Source organism: Paenibacillus sp. FSL L8-0333, from assembly GCF_037965665.1.
Taxonomy (GTDB): domain Bacteria; phylum Bacillota; class Bacilli; order Paenibacillales; family Paenibacillaceae; genus Paenibacillus_AQ; species Paenibacillus_AQ odorifer.
The window spans coordinates 6,507,612-6,526,387 of record NZ_CP150186.1 but is presented as its reverse complement, the minus strand read 5'-3'; the positions used below and the strand labels follow the sequence as shown (position 1 = coordinate 6,526,387).

General features: G+C 45.9%; 15 protein-coding genes. 10 read left to right on the top strand and 5 right to left on the bottom strand.

Going from position 1 to position 18,776, the window contains the following annotated elements; translation table 11 throughout:
* The first annotated feature begins 4 nt into the window (after positions 1–4).
* On the top strand, positions 5–622 hold the full coding sequence (locus NYE72_RS29090) for a TVP38/TMEM64 family protein (RefSeq protein WP_036682051.1): 618 nt from the start codon (positions 5–7) through the stop codon (positions 620–622).
* Positions 623–681: 59 nt separating this feature from the next.
* A complete protein-coding gene (locus NYE72_RS29085; protein WP_076212589.1) occupies positions 682–1,593 on the top strand; it encodes an aldo/keto reductase in 912 nt (303 codons plus the stop codon).
* A gap of 12 nt (positions 1,594–1,605) precedes the next feature.
* On the opposite strand, the gene NYE72_RS29080 is transcribed toward NYE72_RS29085, so the two are convergent.
* The 4 genes from NYE72_RS29080 to NYE72_RS29065 form a co-directional block, all read right to left on the bottom strand.
* On the bottom strand, positions 1,606–3,117 hold the full coding sequence (locus tag NYE72_RS29080; protein WP_036682047.1) for an aminotransferase class V-fold PLP-dependent enzyme: 1,512 nt from the start codon (positions 3,115–3,117) through the stop codon (positions 1,606–1,608).
* A 125-nt stretch (positions 3,118–3,242) separates the two neighbouring features.
* Positions 3,243–3,719, bottom strand: coding sequence for a DsrE/DsrF/DrsH-like family protein (locus NYE72_RS29075; protein WP_036682046.1), 477 nt, complete (start codon positions 3,717–3,719; stop codon positions 3,243–3,245).
* Between the two features lie 120 nt (positions 3,720–3,839).
* A complete protein-coding gene (locus tag NYE72_RS29070) occupies positions 3,840–4,157 on the bottom strand; it encodes a hypothetical protein (protein WP_051491217.1) in 318 nt (105 codons plus the stop codon).
* Between the two features lie 54 nt (positions 4,158–4,211).
* On the bottom strand, positions 4,212–4,835 hold the full coding sequence (locus NYE72_RS29065; protein WP_036682044.1) for a GPR1/FUN34/YaaH family transporter: 624 nt from the start codon (positions 4,833–4,835) through the stop codon (positions 4,212–4,214).
* A 335-nt stretch (positions 4,836–5,170) separates the two neighbouring features.
* On the opposite strand from NYE72_RS29065, the gene NYE72_RS29060 reads away from it, so the two are divergent.
* The 4 genes from NYE72_RS29060 (at position 5,171) to NYE72_RS29045 (ending at position 9,051) form a co-directional block, all read left to right on the top strand.
* A complete protein-coding gene (locus NYE72_RS29060) occupies positions 5,171–6,088 on the top strand; it encodes a prenyltransferase (protein WP_036682043.1) in 918 nt (305 codons plus the stop codon).
* A 35-nt stretch (positions 6,089–6,123) separates the two neighbouring features.
* Entirely contained in the window at positions 6,124–6,897 is a 774-nt protein-coding gene (locus NYE72_RS29055) for a DUF6081 family protein (protein ID WP_256716963.1), read from the top strand.
* Between the two features lie 41 nt (positions 6,898–6,938).
* On the top strand, positions 6,939–7,892 hold the full coding sequence (gene menA, locus NYE72_RS29050; RefSeq protein WP_076222356.1) for a 1,4-dihydroxy-2-naphthoate polyprenyltransferase: 954 nt from the start codon (positions 6,939–6,941) through the stop codon (positions 7,890–7,892).
* Between the two features lie 163 nt (positions 7,893–8,055).
* Positions 8,056–9,051, top strand: a complete 996-nt coding sequence (locus NYE72_RS29045) for a Gfo/Idh/MocA family oxidoreductase (protein ID WP_076099703.1) — start codon at positions 8,056–8,058, stop codon at positions 9,049–9,051.
* Between the two features lie 87 nt (positions 9,052–9,138).
* Here the strand turns inward: NYE72_RS29045 and NYE72_RS29040 are convergent, their stop codons facing one another.
* Positions 9,139–10,494 (bottom strand): dicarboxylate/amino acid:cation symporter, encoded by a 1,356-nt coding sequence (locus NYE72_RS29040; RefSeq protein WP_036682429.1) that lies wholly within the window; start codon positions 10,492–10,494, stop codon positions 9,139–9,141.
* Positions 10,495–10,850: 356 nt separating this feature from the next.
* Between NYE72_RS29040 and NYE72_RS29035 the strand changes: the two genes are divergently transcribed.
* The 4 genes from NYE72_RS29035 (at position 10,851) to NYE72_RS29020 (ending at position 18,559) form a co-directional block, all read left to right on the top strand.
* Positions 10,851–11,606: a hypothetical protein gene (locus NYE72_RS29035; protein WP_076272921.1), complete on the top strand. Its 756-nt coding sequence runs from the start codon at positions 10,851–10,853 to the stop codon at positions 11,604–11,606.
* Positions 11,607–11,679: 73 nt separating this feature from the next.
* Positions 11,680–15,417 carry an S-layer homology domain-containing protein gene (locus tag NYE72_RS29030; protein WP_076274842.1) on the top strand — a complete coding sequence of 1,246 codons (3,738 nt, stop codon included), beginning with the start codon at positions 11,680–11,682 and terminating at the stop codon, positions 15,415–15,417.
* Between the two features lie 684 nt (positions 15,418–16,101).
* Positions 16,102–16,908, top strand: a complete 807-nt coding sequence (locus NYE72_RS29025; RefSeq protein WP_036682032.1) for an ABC transporter ATP-binding protein — start codon at positions 16,102–16,104, stop codon at positions 16,906–16,908.
* On the top strand, positions 16,901–18,559 hold the full coding sequence (locus NYE72_RS29020; RefSeq protein WP_052097381.1) for a hypothetical protein: 1,659 nt from the start codon (positions 16,901–16,903) through the stop codon (positions 18,557–18,559). Before NYE72_RS29025 ends, NYE72_RS29020 begins: the two co-directional genes overlap by 8 nt.
* Positions 18,560–18,776: the final 217 nt, after the last annotated feature.

Sequence of the window (18,776 nt, the reverse complement as noted above, 5' to 3'; positions counted from 1 at the left end):
GGTTATGTATTTTCTTGATATTATGTCTTGGCTGACAGAGGATAATCTGCGGCATCTGCTGGAACAATATCGTTCGTTTGGGCCCTTTCCGGGCATTGCGTTAACGTTTATGAAATCATTTATACCACCACTACCAACTATTGCGATCGTAGGGTTAAATGGGGCCGTATATGGTTTATGGTTAGGTTTTTTGTATTCTTGGATCGGTCTGGTTGCAGGCTGTGTGACTACCTTTTGGATTATCCGCAAAGTAGCCTCCCATCGTTATTTGCGAAAATGGGCAGCACGGCCCAAAGTAGCCAAAAGCATGACATGGGTGCGGCAAAGCGGATTCAGCTATGTTTTTCTGCTTAGTATATTTCCGGTAGGACCTTTTGTTGTGATTAATATGGCAGCAGGGCTTGCCGGGATGAGGTTCCGTTCGTATCTTCTTGCGCTTACGGTGGGTAAAGCGATTATGGTATTCGCAGTTTCATACATTGGCAATGATCTGGAACGCTTCATTCGCCAGCCGTGGGAGATTATCTATGTTCTGTTGTTTATCGGGCTGTCGTTATGGGGAGTCAAAGCCATCGAAGCGCGTTTTGCTAGAACAGCACAGGATGGGAACAAGATAGCTTAGTATAGTGTCAGAATTAACTTGAATTCCTAAATCTAAATAGAATAAAGGAGGAAATGATGATGAAATATCGTAAGCTTGGCAGTACAGGAATGAATGTCTCGGTGATTGGCCTAGGGACTTGGCAGTTTGGCGGAGAGTGGGGCAAGGATTTCACTCAGGCTGAAGTCGATGCCATGCTGGATAAGGCTGGGGAGCTGGGGATTAACCTGATTGATACGGCAGAATGTTACGGAGATCACTTGTCGGAGAAGTTCATCGGGGATTATCTGGCGCGCCGCAAACGCGAGGACTGGGTTGTAGCTACGAAATTTGGCCATCATTTTCAAGGGCATTTGCAGCGGGAACAGCTATGGCGTGCTGAGGATGTGCTTAAGCAGCTGGACGACTCCCTGCGCGCACTCCAAACAGAGTATGTCGACCTCTATCAATTCCATTCCGGAACGGATGAGCAGTTCGATAATGATAAGCTGTGGAGTATGCTCGACAGACAGAAGCAAGCCGGTAAAATCCGTCATTTAGGCGTGTCGATCAGTGCATCGGGCTCGGGGGTGCATCAGACCTCTGCGGCAGCGGATGTGCAGGCAGAGGCCATACAAGTAGTATATAATCGGCTGGATCGTCAACCTGAAGAAGAGATTCTTCCGCTGTGCATCGAGCATCAATTAGGTGTGTTAGCTCGCGTTCCGTTAGCCAGTGGTTATTTGAGCGGCAAGTATAAGCCAGATGCGATTTTTGCTCAGGGTGATGTGCGAGCGAACCATAAAGAGGATGTAAGACAAAAGCAGCTGCGCGCAGTAGCAGAAATTGCTGCCAATGAAGTGCCATCAGGTCTGGATATGGCGCAGTGGGCTTTGGCTTGGTGCCTCCAGCATTCCGCAGTAACCAGTGTAATTCCGGGCTGCAAAAATGTAGAACAAGTCATCTCCAATGCCAGTGCTGCCGATTTGGACATGGTGAAGGCCAACGTGTGATAAGTTAGAATGTTACACGGTGAAGAGTTCTTGGAGCTTCATCTCGGGTGAATGCTTCACGTAGATATGATTCCAGCTGTTCGTAGAAGTATCGTAAAGATAGTCCTGCTTCCATTGCTGGACATGGGTCGCAATACTCCTTACAGCGGATACAATTCTCTCTACTTCCTGATTAGTCATAATGGGATGTAGAGAGATGCGAATCCACCCTGGTCTGAAGGATTGGTCGCCGCTCATGATTGCTCCGGCAATCTGAGCGGATTGCGTCCACCCTAATCCGAGCAGGTAATGTCCGTATGGACCTGCACAAGAGCAGCCGCCTCGAGCTTGTATGCCGAAACGGTCATTCAACAGCTGGACAGCAAGGTTGTAATGAATATCGCGCAGTGTAAAAGAGACGATTCCATGACGTTCTGTATGATCTCCGGCCAGCAGTGAGCACTCCGGTATGTCGCTGAGTCCTGCCAATAATTGCTGACACAGCTCGTGCTCTCTCATCACCATATATTGACCGTTTCCATTCATCTGCTCCTTCAGCTTCACGCAAAGTGCCGTGCGAAAAGCCTGTAAAAACCCCGGTGTTCCCCCGTCTTCCCGCATCTCAATCGCATTAGTGTAGCGGCGTCCTCCCCAAGGGTTGACCCAGGCTACTGTACCTCCACCCGGTTCGTCAGGAATACGTCCATTGTTCAGCGCTTCATCAAAGATTAGAACGCCGTTTGTGCCCGGCCCACCCAGAAATTTATGCGGAGAAAAAAAGATCGCATCAAGCTTCTCCAATGGGGAAGGTGGGTGCATATTGATAGGCACGTAGGGAGCGCTGGCGGCAAAATCCACAAAACACACGCCCCCATGACGATGCATAGCAGCCGCTAGCTTTGCGTAAGGCGTCTGAATTCCAGTCACATTAGAACAAGCTGTAAATGAACCAATCTTGAAACGGCGATTGGGGTATAATCGCAGCTGGTCTTCAAGCTGCTGGGGGTCAATATTTCCGTCCTTTCCGGCGGGAATGGTAACGACGTCACCAAGCCCCTCCTGCCAAGGAAGAATATTGGAATGATGCTCCATATGGCTGGTGAAGATAACGGGGCGATCTTCCAGCGCGCGGTTATTATGTTCCTGTAGCCATTCCGGGAGCCTTAATCCCATGATACGTTGCAGCTTGTTCACGGCTCCTGTTGTTCCGTTGCCGCAGAAGAGCAGTACATCCTGAGGGCCGGCATTTACATGGTTCTTAATGATTTGGCGAGCTTCATTATAAGCCTGCGTCATGATTAGTCCGGTGGTGTTGGAATCTGTATGTGGATTGCTGACGTAGGGACCGAAGGCTTCCTGCAACTTGCGTTCGATCGGTTCATATAGGCGCCCGCTTGCGGTCCAATCGGCATACAGAAGCGGTTGTCTGCCATATGGGGTGGTGATCTGATGCCGAATGCCGATGGTGTGACCACGAAAAGTATCAAAATGGTCTTGTAATGAAGCGGGCGTCTCTGCAGAAGAGGCGTGGATGATGTTTAGCACGGATATTCCCTCCAGCCCGTACGCCGTCAGTGCTAAGTTAATGGGGTGTATTTTCGGCGTGCCAGTAGTTTCTATGGCAACAGTATATGCCTGCATGGGGGATTGGGTTAAAGCCTAGTCAGACTTTAAATAAATAACTGTACATCACTTTCTAAAGCATCTTTTAAATATGCCGCAGCATCGATGATTTCGACCTCTGGCAGCAGTTCCTCGGGCTTAAAGCCCATGATCTCCACAGAAAGCTTGCAGGCATAGAATTTGATGTTTTTTTTACGAGCCCCTTTTAGAAAATGAATCAGCTTCGGTGCGCCTTGTTCCTCCATCATTTCCTCCAGCATCATTCGTCCCAGCCCGCTAAAGTTCAGATGAGAGAGCGGCAGCTGCCCAGGGCCCTTCGGTGTAATAACATCCATCAGCTTCTCGTAGATACTCTTGTCCTCAAGGGTCATTTTCTCCGGATCACGCACCAAAAATAGACCCCAGAATGAAAAGAACATGGTAACCTCGACATCGATATCTCTTGCGGCATTCGCTAGGATCAGTCCAGCCATCGCTTTGTCGTATTCCCCACTGAACATTAGCAGATTGATTTTTTTGCTCACCCTGATAATCCTCCCGTTACTTTTATTAGAATGTCATTAGTATGGTTGTGGTGGGGAGAACTATGCGAAGAAGCTTTCTGAAATTATAAAAAAAGCCCCCTTTCGGGAGCTTGAGATTTACTAATGTACTTCAGGATCTTTAGATTCTGGATCTGCATTGCGACTGATGTCGTAATAACGGGCGGACAGCCAAATAGCTCCGGTAAATAACACGATGAGTCCAAGGACGATAGAAAAGCGCCAATCGCCTGCCTTGAAATTTAATTGAAGCACCGTTAGTACCAGTGAAACTTGGGTCCAAACCAGTGTTCTTTTGCGAAAAGCCGCAATATCGCCAACCATCTTCGGGATATTCCGAATGATCAGATAGGCAATAACTGCGAGAATAAGGGCGAAAATAGCAGTTACCGCTAATTCAGAAGAGGACAGGACATGCATAGTCTCAGCATCCTTTCGGCTTGCAAAAGTATTAGTTTCAGATCAGAACAATTTCTATTTTTTGAAGATGCCCAGCGGAGCTCCAATTGGTAAGAAGCTGCGGCCGAAATGAGCGTTTAGCACGGATGCTCCACATCCGTAAAGGGACACAATACCAATACCAAGCTCAGCACAAGCAGCAAGCTTATGGAAGAATTCTGGAGCGATCCCAAAGGAATCAAAGGTTAGTCCGATAAAAAGAAAATCTATCAATACAAAAATGATAAGCAGAACTCTATTTGCCTCAACGGCACCAATCGTCATAAAGAGTGTGAAGATCAAGTAACCCAAAAATACAAATCCGAGCTGCTTAGGATCTACAGCCTCCGCAAGCGTTGGACCAAATACGCCAAGCTTGATCAGCCAGCTGCTAGCCATGCCGAACCAAAAGAAAGCGTAGGCGCCAAAGGCGGTCATACCAAAGGTATTGTTGTGCTTAGCATCCTGAATGGCGGCGAATAGCTGCGCGAATGCTCCCAGGAAGATAGCCCAAGGAATAACATAGCTAAGTCCTGTTGTAAATTCAAGCTTCTGTGAAGAAGCGACCAATGTGACAATAGCCAGTCCGAATAGCCCGATGGCGCTAGGGTCGGCAGTGACGATTTTGACAGATTGGGTGTTAGGGGATTGCGCTGACATGACAGTAAAAGCCTCCATTATTATATATAGTTTTACGCTCTTAAAAACAGCCCGTAAGGGGCGCTGTTCATAGGCTTGCCTATCATATCATATCGGTATGTGCTTGCCTATAAAACAACACTCATTTTTTGTCGTAAAATAGGGGTCCTGCGTGAAATAAGGAATTGTTTACATTTTTATCTTCCATTATCAAGTTACTTGACCAAACAAACGGAAATATTATGTCAAGAATAGACATTATATGCAGTGATAATCTTCACAATCTATCGAAAATTGATGTATAATAGTCAGTGATAATTATTATCAAATCATATGAAAAAGGCGGTAAGCTTGAAGTGAACAAATGGACATTATTTACCAAGGCGACCCGGTTTTGGAGTTTTTCTGTTATGCTCATCCCGATTGTTTTGGGGACCGTTGGGGCATATGTATGGGAAGGGACATTCCATCCGGTTTTATTTATTCTTACATTAATAGGGGCGATTTCGGCGCATTTGTTCTCCAATATGGTGAATGATCTGTGGGACTTCCGCAACGGAACCGATACAGAAGCAAAGAATTCCGCTGGTGAAATCAGCACAAACTCCGGGCTACTGACAGGTGGGATCCTCTCGGAGTCTTTTTATGCAAGGATGACCTGGAGTATGCTGGCGATTGCCCTTATCTGTGGTGGGATTCTTAGTATATATAGCGGTTGGAATATCCTCTGGTTTGTACTTGTTGGTGCTTTAATCGCTTATTTCTATGTGGCTCCGCCACTGCGTTATGGCTATCGCGGCAAAGGTTATAGTGAGATGGCCATTTTTATTGCTTTTGGGATTATGCCTGTATTAGGCTCCTATTTCGTACAAACCGGTCAGTTTAGCATGAAGCCTGTAATTCTCTCGCTGCCTGTCGGATTTTTAACTACATTATTGTTGTTTAATCACCATTTCCTACATTGGAAAGCGGATGAGCAGGCGGGTAAGCTTACGCTTGTTGTAGTATGGGGAGAACAAAAGGCACTTGTATTCTCACGTGTACTTCTTTTCACTGGCTACGCTTCGGTGATAGTCTGTGTGCTGTTGGGTGTACTTCCTGTTTACGCACTGCTGGCGCTGGTTACAGCTTTCTGGCCGCTGCGCATTTACAGTAGTCTCAAGCAACATAATGCTTCGCCGGCTTATATCCCGCTGATGGGTGCTTCACAAAAAGCCTCCGTACGCTGCGGAGTAGTAATGGCAATAACTTTATTAATTCAAGGCTTGATCTGATACTAATAGATGGACTACAGAAGGAGTGAGCTTTCATGGAAAAGAAGGACAAGGTATTGATGGCAGAAGAACAACAAGTTAAAGGCAATCGCATGGTTCTTGGGGATTTCCACTCCATTTTAGAAGAAGGAAAGGTCTGGAAGACGGGTGGATTTACACTGCCTGACGGATCATTTTGGGCTTACCGTGAGCCGGAGGCTGTAGTTATCGTTCGTAATGACACCCTGTATGTACGTGCGAAGTTATCTCGCGAGAATCATCAAGTGCAGATTCTGGACAATGCCAAGCACATGTATTATTCAGCCAAGCCAGTGGAGATTCCGGAAGCAGGAGAGATTAGCATTGAGCTGCAAATTCGTTGCCGTACACAAGAAACTGCACCTGGAGATCTGTATGATGGATATGTATCGCTGAACCTGCTGGATTTCACGACAGGCGCTGCGCTTGATTTCTTCGCGGGAAATGATAAATACGCTAGTGTATATGGTATTTTGCCGTTCCCGGGTGTACAAGTACCAGAAAGCACTGGAACGAAATACTTCTGCATCTTTAAAGAAGATACGGATTTCAAACCACGGGAATTCAATACGTACCGTATTACCTATCACCGTGGCAATGATGAGGCTGTATTCTATTTGAACGGCAAGGAAGTACGCCGCGAGAAAAATATTCCGCTTAAATTCAATAACTTCACTGTAGCGCTCGGAATTATGACAGAGAAGGATCTGAGTCCTGAAGGCAGTGTGTCTGTACATGGACAAACAGTTATTGCAGAATGGTCCCCAGTGACGGTTACAACAACTGAATAGTAATGCCTCGCAGGCTCATTTGACAGATAAGGGTGTATGGTGTGAATATTAAAAGCTTTCTAAGATTTGTGGAGCTGCCGACGAAGGTAGCCAGTATTATTCCGTTTCTAATGGGAACGTTGTACGCCCTGTACCGGTTTGAGGATTTTTACGTACTGCGTTTTGGATTGATGTTCGTGTCTTTGCTTAGCTTCGATATGGCGACGACGGCGATTAACAACTATTACGATTTCAAAAAAGCTTCTAAAACCCACGGCTACGGCTACGAGACGCATAATGCGATTGTTCATTTTAAGCTAAAAGAGCGCACCGTCGTGGCGACGATTGTGATTTTGCTGGCGCTGGCAGCAGGGGGCGGGATTGCGCTTGTCACTCAGACGGGTTTGCTGGTCTTTTTGCTGGGTGGACTGTCGTTCTTGATCGGTATACTTTATTCGTTCGGGCCGATTCCCATCTCGCGGATGCCGTTAGGTGAGCTGTTCTCCGGTTTGTTTATGGGCTTTGTTATTATTTTTATCTCTGCCTATATCCATACGGATGAGCATGTGGTTTCACTGCTGCTCCAGAACGGCTGGGTCAGCTTGAATATCAACATCGTGGAAGTGCTGTACCTTTTCTGGTTTTCCATGCCCGCTATTTTGGGGATCGCAGGGATTATGCTCGCTAATAATATTTGTGATATTGATGAGGATGTGGAGAATCGAAGGTATACGCTTCCGGTGTACATTGGCCGCCGCAATGCGCTTGTGCTTTTTAAATATCTCTACTATGTCTCTTATCTGGATCTTGTAGTGCTGCTGATCTTAGGGATTAACCCTATTCTGGTTCTGTTGATTCTACTTACGCTGATCCCGCTGCGCCGAAATATTGCCTTGTTCACAGAGAAACAGGAGAAGGCGAGTACCTTTATTCTTGCCGTCAAAAACTTCGTATTGATGAACCTTGCGCGTATAGTTGTGCTGGGTGCGGCTGTGCTGTTAAATGCACTAATATAAACATTCATATTTTATAAAAAGGCAGTGTCTATCGGGGTTGGAGCTCCTTTTGGCACTGTTTTTTTGCAATTTGCAGGCTTCTTTCTGTTAGAGAAACGTTTCATTCTATGATAAGGTGGCTTTAAGTATAGTAAGTAATCTATAAGGAAGAAGGTTAGCAACGATGGTGCAAAAACTTCGCTGGGGAATCATGGGCTGCGCGCAGATTGCGACAGGTTCAGTGATGCCGGCTATAATGGATTCGCAGACGGGAATGATTACAGCGGTAGCCAGTCGCGGTTTAGAAAAAAGCAGCGCTGTAGCCGCAGAGTTCGGAATAGATAAAGCTTACGGCAGCTATGAGGAATTACTGGCGGATAAGGATATTGATGCAGTGTATATTCCACTGCCAAATCACCTCCATCGGGAATGGGTAATCCGTGCGGCGGAAGCTGGCAAACATATCTTATGTGAGAAACCGATCGCGCTGAACAGTGAAGAAGCGGCTGAGATGGTAAAAGCTTGTAATGATGCTGGAGTCCATTTGGCAGAAGCTTATATGTATCGGCATCATCCTCGGATTGCGGAATTGCAAGAGATTATCTCTAGCGGTGAAATTGGCGAATTACGCTCCATTCGAGGCACTTTTACTTATAATGACGCTACAGATACCTCTAATATTCGCTTTAAATCCGCTTGGGGCGGCGGCTCTCTTTATGATATCGGCTGTTATCCGCTAAGTGCAGCACGACTGCTGTTCGGAGCTGAGCCGGAAGCCGTGACAGTACAGGCTATGTTCTCTCCGGAGCATGACAATGTAGATATGATGGCTTCAGGGCTGGTAGAGTTTCCGAAGGGGCTAAGCCTGATTTTTGATTGCGGGATGTGGGCATATAACCGCCAGCTGTTAGAGATTCTGGGGACCGATGGAATGATTGAAGTGCCTATGCCTTTTAATGCTAGAGATGAGGATGCCGAATTTTTTGTGCATACGGGAGAAGGGGTAAGACGGGTTGATGCCACCGGGGCGAATCCCTATACACGGGAGGTCGATGATTTTGCCGCCGCAGTATTTACAGGAAAAAAATTATTTGCACCTGAGGATGCAGTGCTGGGCATACAATTGATCGAGACTTGTTTAGCTTCTGCTAAAAAGCGGGAAAGAATTAGTATGCTATAAGAAGATGAATCCAATATGAATCTATGCAAAAAAACCTCCGGGCGCTCTGCTTTACGCAGCTTCCGGAGGTTTTTACAGTCTCAGCTTTTAAACGGTGCTCAAGAGAATATCATCGTCATCATTGCTATTAAACGCTTCGCGGTCAAATTCACCTTCGGAATTAGCTACTAACAGAGCTGTTACAGCTGTTCCAGTTGCGTTTACAGCGGTACGGCCCATATCGATGAGCGCTTCAACACCTGCAACGATAGCGATTCCTTCAAGCGGCAGGCCGAGAGCAGTTAAGACTACCGTGGTGGAGATTACGGCAGGTCCAGGTACGCCAGCTACACCAATGGAAGAAATAATACTTACTAATACCAGTGTAATATAGTCGGTCCAGTTCAGATCAATACCGAATACTTGAGCGGTAAATACAGCCACAATAGCTGGCCAAATCCCACCGCACGCATTAAAGTTCACAGATGCCCCTAACGGTGCGATAAAGCTCGCGATCCGTGGGGAGACATGAAGCCGCTTCGTAATAACTTCGAGATTGACCGGAAGTGTTGCATAGCTGCTTCTGGTTGTGAAGGCAACAGTAATGGTTGGATACACTTTGCGGAAGAAACGAATTGGATTCACCTTCGCTACTAATAGAACCAATCCGCCAAAGATAAGTACAAAATGTATAATCATTGCTACGTACGAGGTTATAATTACACTGCCTAGCTCCTGCAACGTCTCCCAGCCATAACGTGCGGTGATTCCGGCAATCAGTGCGAATACGCCATAAGGGGTCAGGCGAATAATGAATTTCACAACCTGATGCAGTATCAGTGTTAGGGATTCAATAAGATCACGTACAGGTTTGACTGCTTCGGGTTTCTTGGAGCCAATCTTGATTATAGCTACTGCTAAGAAGATGGCGAAAATGAGTAGAGGCACAACCTTACCCGTAGCTGCTTCATTAACAGGGTTAGATGGAACAAGATCGAGGATAACCTGGGAGAAGGTCGGGATTTCCCGGGCTGCAAAATCTGCGGGTACATCTTGTTGTATACCTTGGCCGGGATTGAACAGCAGCGCAACCGATAGGCCGATAATAGAAGCGATGCCAGTTGTTCCGAGGAACCAGGCGAAGGTTTTGATCCCGATTTTGCGTAGATACTCCAGATTGGTTAAGGAAGAAATACTGTTTAATACGAGTACGAATACTAAAGGAATGACGAGCATGCGGATCAAGCTGACATAAATGCTGCCGAATGTGCTAATAGCTTTGGTCTCTAAATCGAAGTATTGAAAGAATATACCGGCAATAAGTCCGATGCCAAGTCCGATGAGTACCCGGGTGCCAAATCCAATTCGTTTACGTGCCAGTAGAAACAAAATTGCAAACACAAATATGGAAGCGACAAATCCATACCAGTTCGTTTCGATGGCGGATAATAAGTTGTTATCTATGTTCACTACCAATACCCCCTTAAACCTAGTTTTTTAATGTGATTAATCCTATTGAGATCAATCTATATAGAATTTATAGTAAAGTCAATGTAATTATATGTTAAAAATAATTAATTCCGATAAAAACCATGTGAAAAATAAAAATTGATTGACAAGGCACTATGGCATGAATAATATGGAACTTAATCACAAGCCAATTGGAATCGACTGGACAGCCGGAGATTCAACGAAAGACGCGTAAATTGCGTCCCGTTGAGTCTCTTTTTTTTAACTTTAGAGAAGGGAGAGTTACGGATTTAAGGTACAAGAATGTAATGAAGGGGTCTCTTATTTTATTTGAAAAGGATGGTACACATATGAAAAAGCTTTCGATCTCTTTGGTTGCCGCCGCTATCGTCTTCTCCGCATTGACGTATGCCGCGGTATCCGCTAACAAAAAAACAGCAGAGGCAGCACCCATTCAAGAGAGTAGTAATACAGCAGTAACCGCAGCAGCTTTACCAGTAGCTACTTCTGCGGCAGCAGTTGTTGTTCAGGCAGAAGCTACTGCAGCTCCTGTAACAGAAGCTGTCCAGCCGGAAGCTTCGGCTCCAGCAGCAGAGACAGTCACGGCAGAAGCTACTGCGGCCCCAGCAGCTGTTGATTCTGCGGCGAAGGTTGTTGCTTCAGCAGCTCCAGAAGCGGGCGCAGCTCAGCCTAAAGCAACCGCATCCCCGGCTGCGGACACCGCTAAGACGGCAACAGCTGCAACAACGGTATCTGCATCTGTTAAACCGCAAACCAGCGCGGCAACGCCTGCGCCTACGACTGCTCCAAAAGCAAACGTAACCGCTAAAGCCGTTCAGCCGACCGCAGCTCCTGTTGTATCTGAACAGCCTAAGGAAACCGCCGCTCCTGTAGCAAAAGCAACGGAGACACCTTCCAAAAAAGCTATAACCTTCTCTACAACAGAGGTAGTTAAAGCGACCCCGGCTCCGGTAGTTGAGTCTTCTCAACCGAAAACATCGTCTTCTGCACCTGCATCCACGGTCAGCGCACCAGCAGCTGCTCCAGCGGAAACGGTTCAGGCACCCGCACCGGCACCAGCCGCTGAGGAAGAGGTTTGTCCTTGATGAGCAGCAGGCTCATTCAGGATTCCTTTCAGCCCATTCATCCCATAAACCTATTTAAGGCGAGGTGCACATAATGATACGACCATTAACCTTCAAAAAAATTGTAACGCTGCTGCTGGCAGCCTCCCTGCTAATCCTGCCTACTCAGGCAGGAAGAGCTTATGCTAATCCGGATACCGCAGAAGCGATAACCTCTTCCCAAGGCGGCGTTAACCAGTTTGACTATTTCAGTCATGTCTATGACCGTCTAAATGATGCTAACCATGTATTTAAAACAGCAACGTATGAAGATATCGTTCATCTTTTTGAGAGTGAAGGCACATACGCTGTTCTGGTTGGCGGCGCTTGGAGCGAGAATACACAGGCCGATATCGGCTTTATCAACGAGGCAGCCAAGGAATATGGCATCTCTACGATTTATAACTTTGATACTAAGCTGGACGGGGACACCCTTCAGATTGCAGACAGCAATAATAAATTTGCCTATAAATATGTTGATCTGGTCAACAAGTATTTGAAGAATTTAAATCTGTCTTCCAAAGATGATCCAGAACGCAATGTCAGCTATACCAATAAAAACGGGGAAGTTGTGACTGCTAACAAGCTCGAGTCTCCATTCTTATTGGTATACAACAAGGATCACAAGGATGCACAGGGAAATAGTGCTCCTGTCGTATCCTACCTGGATAAGAGCTATTCGTGGAATGAGTTCCTGACGAACGGAACACTTGATGCGGCGAAGGTTAATGCGTATAAAACATCAGTAAGTGAGGTGCTGGGTGCCGCTTCCCGATATGACACTATCGACGAGTCGGCTTATATCAAGGCTGCATTTAATAAGAACTATGAAGGGGAAAATGAGGGAAAACCTACGATCTTCAACGAAGCGGATGGCACGCTTGTTTATGAACATGTGACCTATCATCAGCTGAAGCAAATTTTAGCGAGTGAGGGAAACTATGCGATTTTGTTAGGCGGGTCGTGGTGCCCTAACACGCAAGCGGTGATTAAATATATCAACGAATATGCCAAAAAACATAATATCAATAAGATCTACTTCTTCGACACTAAGTTGGATGCTGGTGTGACCGTTGCTGAGCCTAATAACAACAGCGGCACTAAGGGCAGTGCAAATCCGCATAATAATAATGAGCTTCAGATTAGAACCACTAATCATCCGTATGCGCAGCTTTATGTTGATCTGGTTCGTACTTATCTGACCAATATCAAGACCGAAAACAATTCAGCTGCCAAACCAACTGTAATTAGTTATGTAGATGGACTTGGAAACACCGTGAGCGGAGACAGACTTCAAGTTCCATATCTGTTCACTTATAACAAGGACAACAAGGATGCAGGAGGCAAAAACTCACCGATTCTAGGGCATGTTGAACTTATGTACAGCTGGACGAATATCCAACCGGATTACGTGCAGGCTAATTACCCAATCGGAGCCAGATACAATAACACTACAACAGCGCTGGATAAAATATTCTCCAGACTCGAAGCTGTGCCGGCAGGACTTACCGGTGTAGCACCAACAGCGGCCGACAATAAGGATGGGCAAATTGTAGGCACCAGTGCAGCATTGGAATTTAAGCTTGCTGGAGACGAGGCTTACACCCCAGCTTCGGGATCAGCCATTACAGGGCTTGCACCTGGTGTTTATAAGGTAAGATATGCCGCTACATCGGGCTATCAAGGGCCAACTTCCGCAGCTGGACCCACAATCATTCCTTATAATGCTGGCGAAGACGTAAGTGTGGAAGTTCCTGCTTACACCCATCAACAAGCAGCCCCGACAGGACTGGTAGGCGTAGCACCTACTTCTGAAGCTAATGATGATGGGCAAATTACGGGTTCTGCTGAAGGACAGGAGTATAAAGGCGTTGGAGAAGCTGATTATAAGCCTGTAACAGGTACAGCTATCACTGGTCTTACTCCGGGCTTCTATAATGTGCGATATGCGGCAAAAGAGGGATACAGCGTAGGTAAAGACGCTACAGTTGAAGTCCCGGCATATGGTGAGCAAGCGGCACCTACAGGATTAGTAGGTATAGCACCAACCAGTGCAGCCAATGACGACGGTAAAATTATAGGAACTACGAAAGCGCTGGAATATAAGCTGTCTACGGTTACCGATTATGTCTACGCATCAGATGTAGAGATCGTTGGACTGGTGCCGGGTATCTATCAGGTAAGATACGCAGCTAAAGAAGGATTTAACGCGGGTAGAGCAGCAGAAGTAATCGTTCCAGCATTCACTGCGGAACAAGCAGCTCCAACTGGGTTACAGGGAGTTGCTCCTACCTCAGCAGCGAACAATGATGGAAGAATTACGGGAACCACGACAGCCTTAGAATATAAGCTGTCGAGTGTAACTAATTATGTGTATGCACCAGATAAAGAAATCACAGGATTAATACCGGGCACGTATCAAGTGAGATACGCAGCCAAAGAAGGTTATAAGGCAAGTCCAGCGACTGACATTGTTGTTCCGGCCTATGTGCCTATTTCAGATCCTGGAACAGGTGGAACAGGTGGATCGGGTGGATCGGGTGGCAATTCTACACCGAGCACGACTACACCAACACCATCGGCAAGCCCTCAACTGGTTGCTACGGCAACAGCAGGGAGTACCGTGAACCTATCAGCAACAGCAGCAACTAAAACGGATAAAACCACAGGAGTGACTACTGCAACGATCACAAAAGAAACGGCTGCTGAATTCGTGAGTCTCGCTAAGAAGGCAGAAGCTGATGGGAAGAAAGCTGTTCTTGAAATTAGTGTTGCAGCTACTTCAGATACTCAAACCGCTGAACTTACTCTTCCAAGAAGCATAATTAATGAGTTAGCCGCCGGAACGAAGGCGGAGATTACCATTGATTATGAGAATGTGGGTACGATTACGTTTGATGCCAAATCATTGGCAAGCATTAGTGCAGCTTCAGATGCCGGAGAAATCATTATTAGAATCGCGAAGGTGTCATTAACGGCAGAAGGCAAGGCTGTTCTCGGAGACAGACCGGTTTATGACTTGTCGGTTATAGCGGGTGAAAGCACGATTTCCACCTTCGGTGGGGGCAGTGTTCGTGTCAGCGTACCGTACGTGCTGCAAGCGGGAGAACGGTCAGATGCGGTTATTGTGTATCACATTAACAGCACTGGAAGTTTGGACAATGTACGTGGAAATTACAATACCGCTAAGGGAACTGTAGATTTCGTAACCACACATTTCTCCCAATATATTATTGGATATAATCAAGTGAGCTTTGCAGATGTTCCAGATGCCTCATGGTATAGCCATGCAGTAGGTTTCTTGGCAGCACGCAGTATCACATCTGGTACGGATGCTGAGCATTACAGTCCTAATGCCGCAATAACCAGAGGGCAGTTCATCGTCCTGTTGCTTAAGGCATATGACATCGCACCAGATGAGGTTGCCGCAGATAATTTTGCAGATGCGGGCAATACGTATTATACGAATTATCTTGCTGCAGCTAAGCGCCTTGGGGTAGCAACGGGTTCGGGAGATAATCAATTCCAGCCAGAGGTTCAGATCACTAGGCAGGAGCTATTTACACTCTTGTACCGCTCGCTTGTAGCGCTAGGTGAACTGCCATCTGAGAAAACAGCGGCCACGCTTTCCGGCTTTAGTGATGCTGGACAGATCGCTGGTTATGCACAAGAAGCCCTTCAAGCGCTGGTAGAGAGAGGCGTAGTGACCGGAGCGAACGGTAAACTCAATCCGGAGGAAGTCACTACAAGAGCAGAAGCAGCACAGGTTATTTACAATTTGCTATCCAAATAATCAGCGACTAAGACATAGCGGACGTCACGTAAGTAGCGTTCAACTATGAGTGCGGCGACTCGGCTAAGACAGCAGAGCAGCGATTCCTCTTTTATTGGAGTATCGCCGCTCTGTTTTTTTGTTTGTTAGCTGGCTGGTTGCCCTTGCCCTGTCCGCTTGCACGCTTGCCCTCTTGCCCGCTTGATTCAGCAGCTCATTCATTATCGGCGCGACTTTCGGACCCAGATGACGTTATTTTCCACATTCCAGCCTTTGGGGCATAGTTTCGGACTCCAGCGACGCTATCGCTTAGAAAAAGGTGCGTTTATGGTGTTTTTCATGCTGATAGCGACTATGGGGTCCTTTAGCACTCCAAATGTGGTAAAAATCCGCGTATAAGGTCAGCTGTGTCCGATAGCGTGCTCGCTCTCTTACGCAAAAATGCTACCCCACCAAACGGACTCTGATCTTAGCCCGGTTTACTAAAATAAAGGGGGTGCCAACAGCCATTTCGTGGCATCGGTGGCGCTGCCTTTCGCTATAAATCTCTAGGGGGTGGCCTAATGGCCACTCTTTTTTTAACTAGACATAAGATTAGCAGACTAAATCATGGAAGAGGATTCTACTAAATGATACAATTATTGTAATTACATAAAGTAGTAATATTTCACATTATTGATTAGTTACTAGAAAGGGGACTGAGATATGGGTTTAGCTGACGATCCGGTCATAGCGATTTCAGGTTTATGGATGAACTATACAGACCGAATGGTGCTAAAGGGAATTGATCTTAAGGTATATAGAGGACAAATTATTGGTTATATCGGCCCTAACGGGGCAGGTAAGAGTACAACGGTGAAGATTATGCTCGGTTTGGTAGAAGGATATAACGGTAAAGTGGAGATTTTCGGTAAGGATATTGCTGATGGAGATGTTTCTTACAAGAAACGTATAGGTTATGTGCCGGAGGTAGCCGAATTATATGATAGCCTCACTGCAAGAGAGTATCTAACCTTTGTTGGCGAGCTGTATGGGCTAGGTCGTGCGGAGGCGGACTACAAGGCCAAAAAATTAACCACACTGCTAGGTTTGGAGAAGTCTTACGATATGCGGATTTCTTCGTTCTCAAAAGGGATGAAGCAAAAGGTGCTGCTTATCTCCAGCATGCTGCATGACCCCGATATTTTATTCCTGGATGAACCGCTGAGTGGTTTGGATGCTAATAGCGTGATGATAGTGAAGGAGATTTTTGCATCGCTGGCGGCACGGGGGAAGACCATTTTTTACTCCTCACATATCATGGATGTGGTTGAGAAAATCAGTAGCCGGATCATTTTGATTGATGGCGGGGATATTGTGGCGGACGGAAGTTTTGCGGAGCTGAAGGAGAAAGGCCGCGAAGGGACGCTTGAAGATATTTTCAATCAATTAACCGGATTTGATAAATACCGTGATATCGCTGGTGAATTTGTTGCGGTCATGCAAGAGCAAGAGGTATCCTCTTATGACTGATTTCTTCGTGCTGAGGCTGTTGGATAAGCTGCGGGGTGCATTTATAAGATTTGGAGTCGATTATGACACCATGCGGAGTATTCTGCAGATCAAACTGACCATGGACGGAAGAAGAACGCCTACAGCGCTTGCAGGTATGCAGAAAAAGGAGAACGTTAAAGAAGGTTCGCCTTTGCGATTGCAGTGGATTTACTTACTGTTTGGTTTAATATTAATTCCGCTAACGCTATCCAATGATCACTATATGCTGCAAATGAGCTTAACCTTTGGGATCATTATGTTTTTTGTCTCCACAACCCTGATCTCTGATTTTTCTTCAGTAATGCTTGATTTACGTGATAAAAATATTCTTTTTTCCAAACCCGTCAACCGAACCACCTTAAATATGGCCAAAAGTATCCACGTTCTTCTCTACTTAGGGACAGTTACATTGTCGATCACTGGTCCATCTTTGGTATTTAGCCTATTTAAGCAGGGGATCGCTTTTTTTCTGATGTATGCGGTGACAATTGTCTTGTTAGACTGTTTTATCCTCGTAATAACTGCACTGCTCTACCTGATGATCATGCGGTTTTTTGATGGGGAGAAGCTCAAGGATATTATAAATTATACGCAAATCCTTCTAACGATCGGAATAATGGTGGGCTATCAATTCATCTCCAGGTTGTTCAACCTCACTGAGCTTGGTGCTGCTTATCATCCTGCTTGGTGGCAGTACTTTATTTTTCCGGTTTGGTTCGCGGCTCCGTTTGAACTGTTGCTTGGTGGAGCGAGAGAACCCTATTACTTCATTCTCTCATTGCTGGCTTTGATAACCCCACTTGTACTGATCGTAGCTTATATTAAGCTGATGCCACAGTTTGAGCGGAATTTGCAAAAGCTGGCAGAGCAAGGCTCCGGTGGAAAAGACAAGGGCCAGATCGCAGAGTGGCTCTCTCGCAGAGTATGTAAGGAACCGGCAGAGGGAATTTTCTTTCGGTTTACTTGGTCCATGATGAAGAATGAGCGCGATTTTAAGCTGAAGGTCTATCCTGCACTTGGCTTTTCTATCGCATTCCCGTTTATTTTTATATTTGGTATATTACAGAATAGTTATGATGGTTCCCTTAAAGGTTCAAAAGTGTACTTGTTAATCTATTTCTGCACGATGTTAATGCAGACTGTAATACAGATGCTACGCTACTCTACAAGTTATAAAGGAGCTTGGATTTATAGGCTGATTCCTTTACCCGATAGCACGCCTATTTACCGTGGGATGCTTAAGGCGGCGCTGCTGCGGCTAGTCTTACCTTTATTTGCTGTAGATGCGGTATTGTTCATTCTGTTGTTCGGTGTGCACATTGTACCTGATTTAGTAGTGGTATTATTCGCCATGCTGATTTTCTCAGTCATCTGCTTTCGTGTTTATCCGCGGAGCTTACCTTTTTCAGAGCGTTATGAGGCAGCCAAACAAAAGGATTACACTGGAGTCGCCTTCATGCTTATGTTTTTGCTGATGGGGATGGCGGGTATTCACTATGTCTTCACTTTATTTACCGGAGGAATTTACATCTATCTGTTAGTTCTGGTAGTTTTGAATCAATGGTTATGGCGAAAGACCTTCCCCAAAACCCCATCAACCACAGGTCACATATCCAACTTTCCGGGGTGAGTGAATGCGTCAAATATGGACATTTTTTGCCGACATAAAAAAAGGGTATAAATTCCAGTATTTTCTTAGACAATCGGCTGAATACAAGGTAGAATACATCTAAAGTTGCTTTTCAGGGATAACCTATAATCTTTACGCACTCTTCCATTTATCTGATATTCGTGTACTGATTTTTTACTTGAGAAATACGCTGCAGCGATTACGGTATTCAAAACCG

Coding starts and splice junctions, on each gene's coding strand:
- NYE72_RS29085 (WP_076212589.1), top strand. CDS start 682: ATGAAATATCGTAAGCTTGGCAGTACAGGAATGAATGTCTCGGTGATT.
- NYE72_RS29055 (WP_256716963.1), top strand. CDS start 6,124: ATGGAAAAGAAGGACAAGGTATTGATGGCAGAAGAACAACAAGTTAAA.
- NYE72_RS29030 (WP_076274842.1), top strand. CDS start 11,680: ATGATACGACCATTAACCTTCAAAAAAATTGTAACGCTGCTGCTGGCA.
- NYE72_RS29045 (WP_076099703.1), top strand. CDS start 8,056: ATGGTGCAAAAACTTCGCTGGGGAATCATGGGCTGCGCGCAGATTGCG.
- NYE72_RS29020 (WP_052097381.1), top strand. CDS start 16,901: ATGACTGATTTCTTCGTGCTGAGGCTGTTGGATAAGCTGCGGGGTGCA.
- NYE72_RS29070 (WP_051491217.1), bottom strand. CDS start 4,157: ATGCATGTCCTGTCCTCTTCTGAATTAGCGGTAACTGCTATTTTCGCC.
- NYE72_RS29035 (WP_076272921.1), top strand. CDS start 10,851: ATGAAAAAGCTTTCGATCTCTTTGGTTGCCGCCGCTATCGTCTTCTCC.
- NYE72_RS29065 (WP_036682044.1), bottom strand. CDS start 4,835: ATGTCAGCGCAATCCCCTAACACCCAATCTGTCAAAATCGTCACTGCC.
- NYE72_RS29025 (WP_036682032.1), top strand. CDS start 16,102: ATGGGTTTAGCTGACGATCCGGTCATAGCGATTTCAGGTTTATGGATG.
- NYE72_RS29090 (WP_036682051.1), top strand. CDS start 5: ATGTATTTTCTTGATATTATGTCTTGGCTGACAGAGGATAATCTGCGG.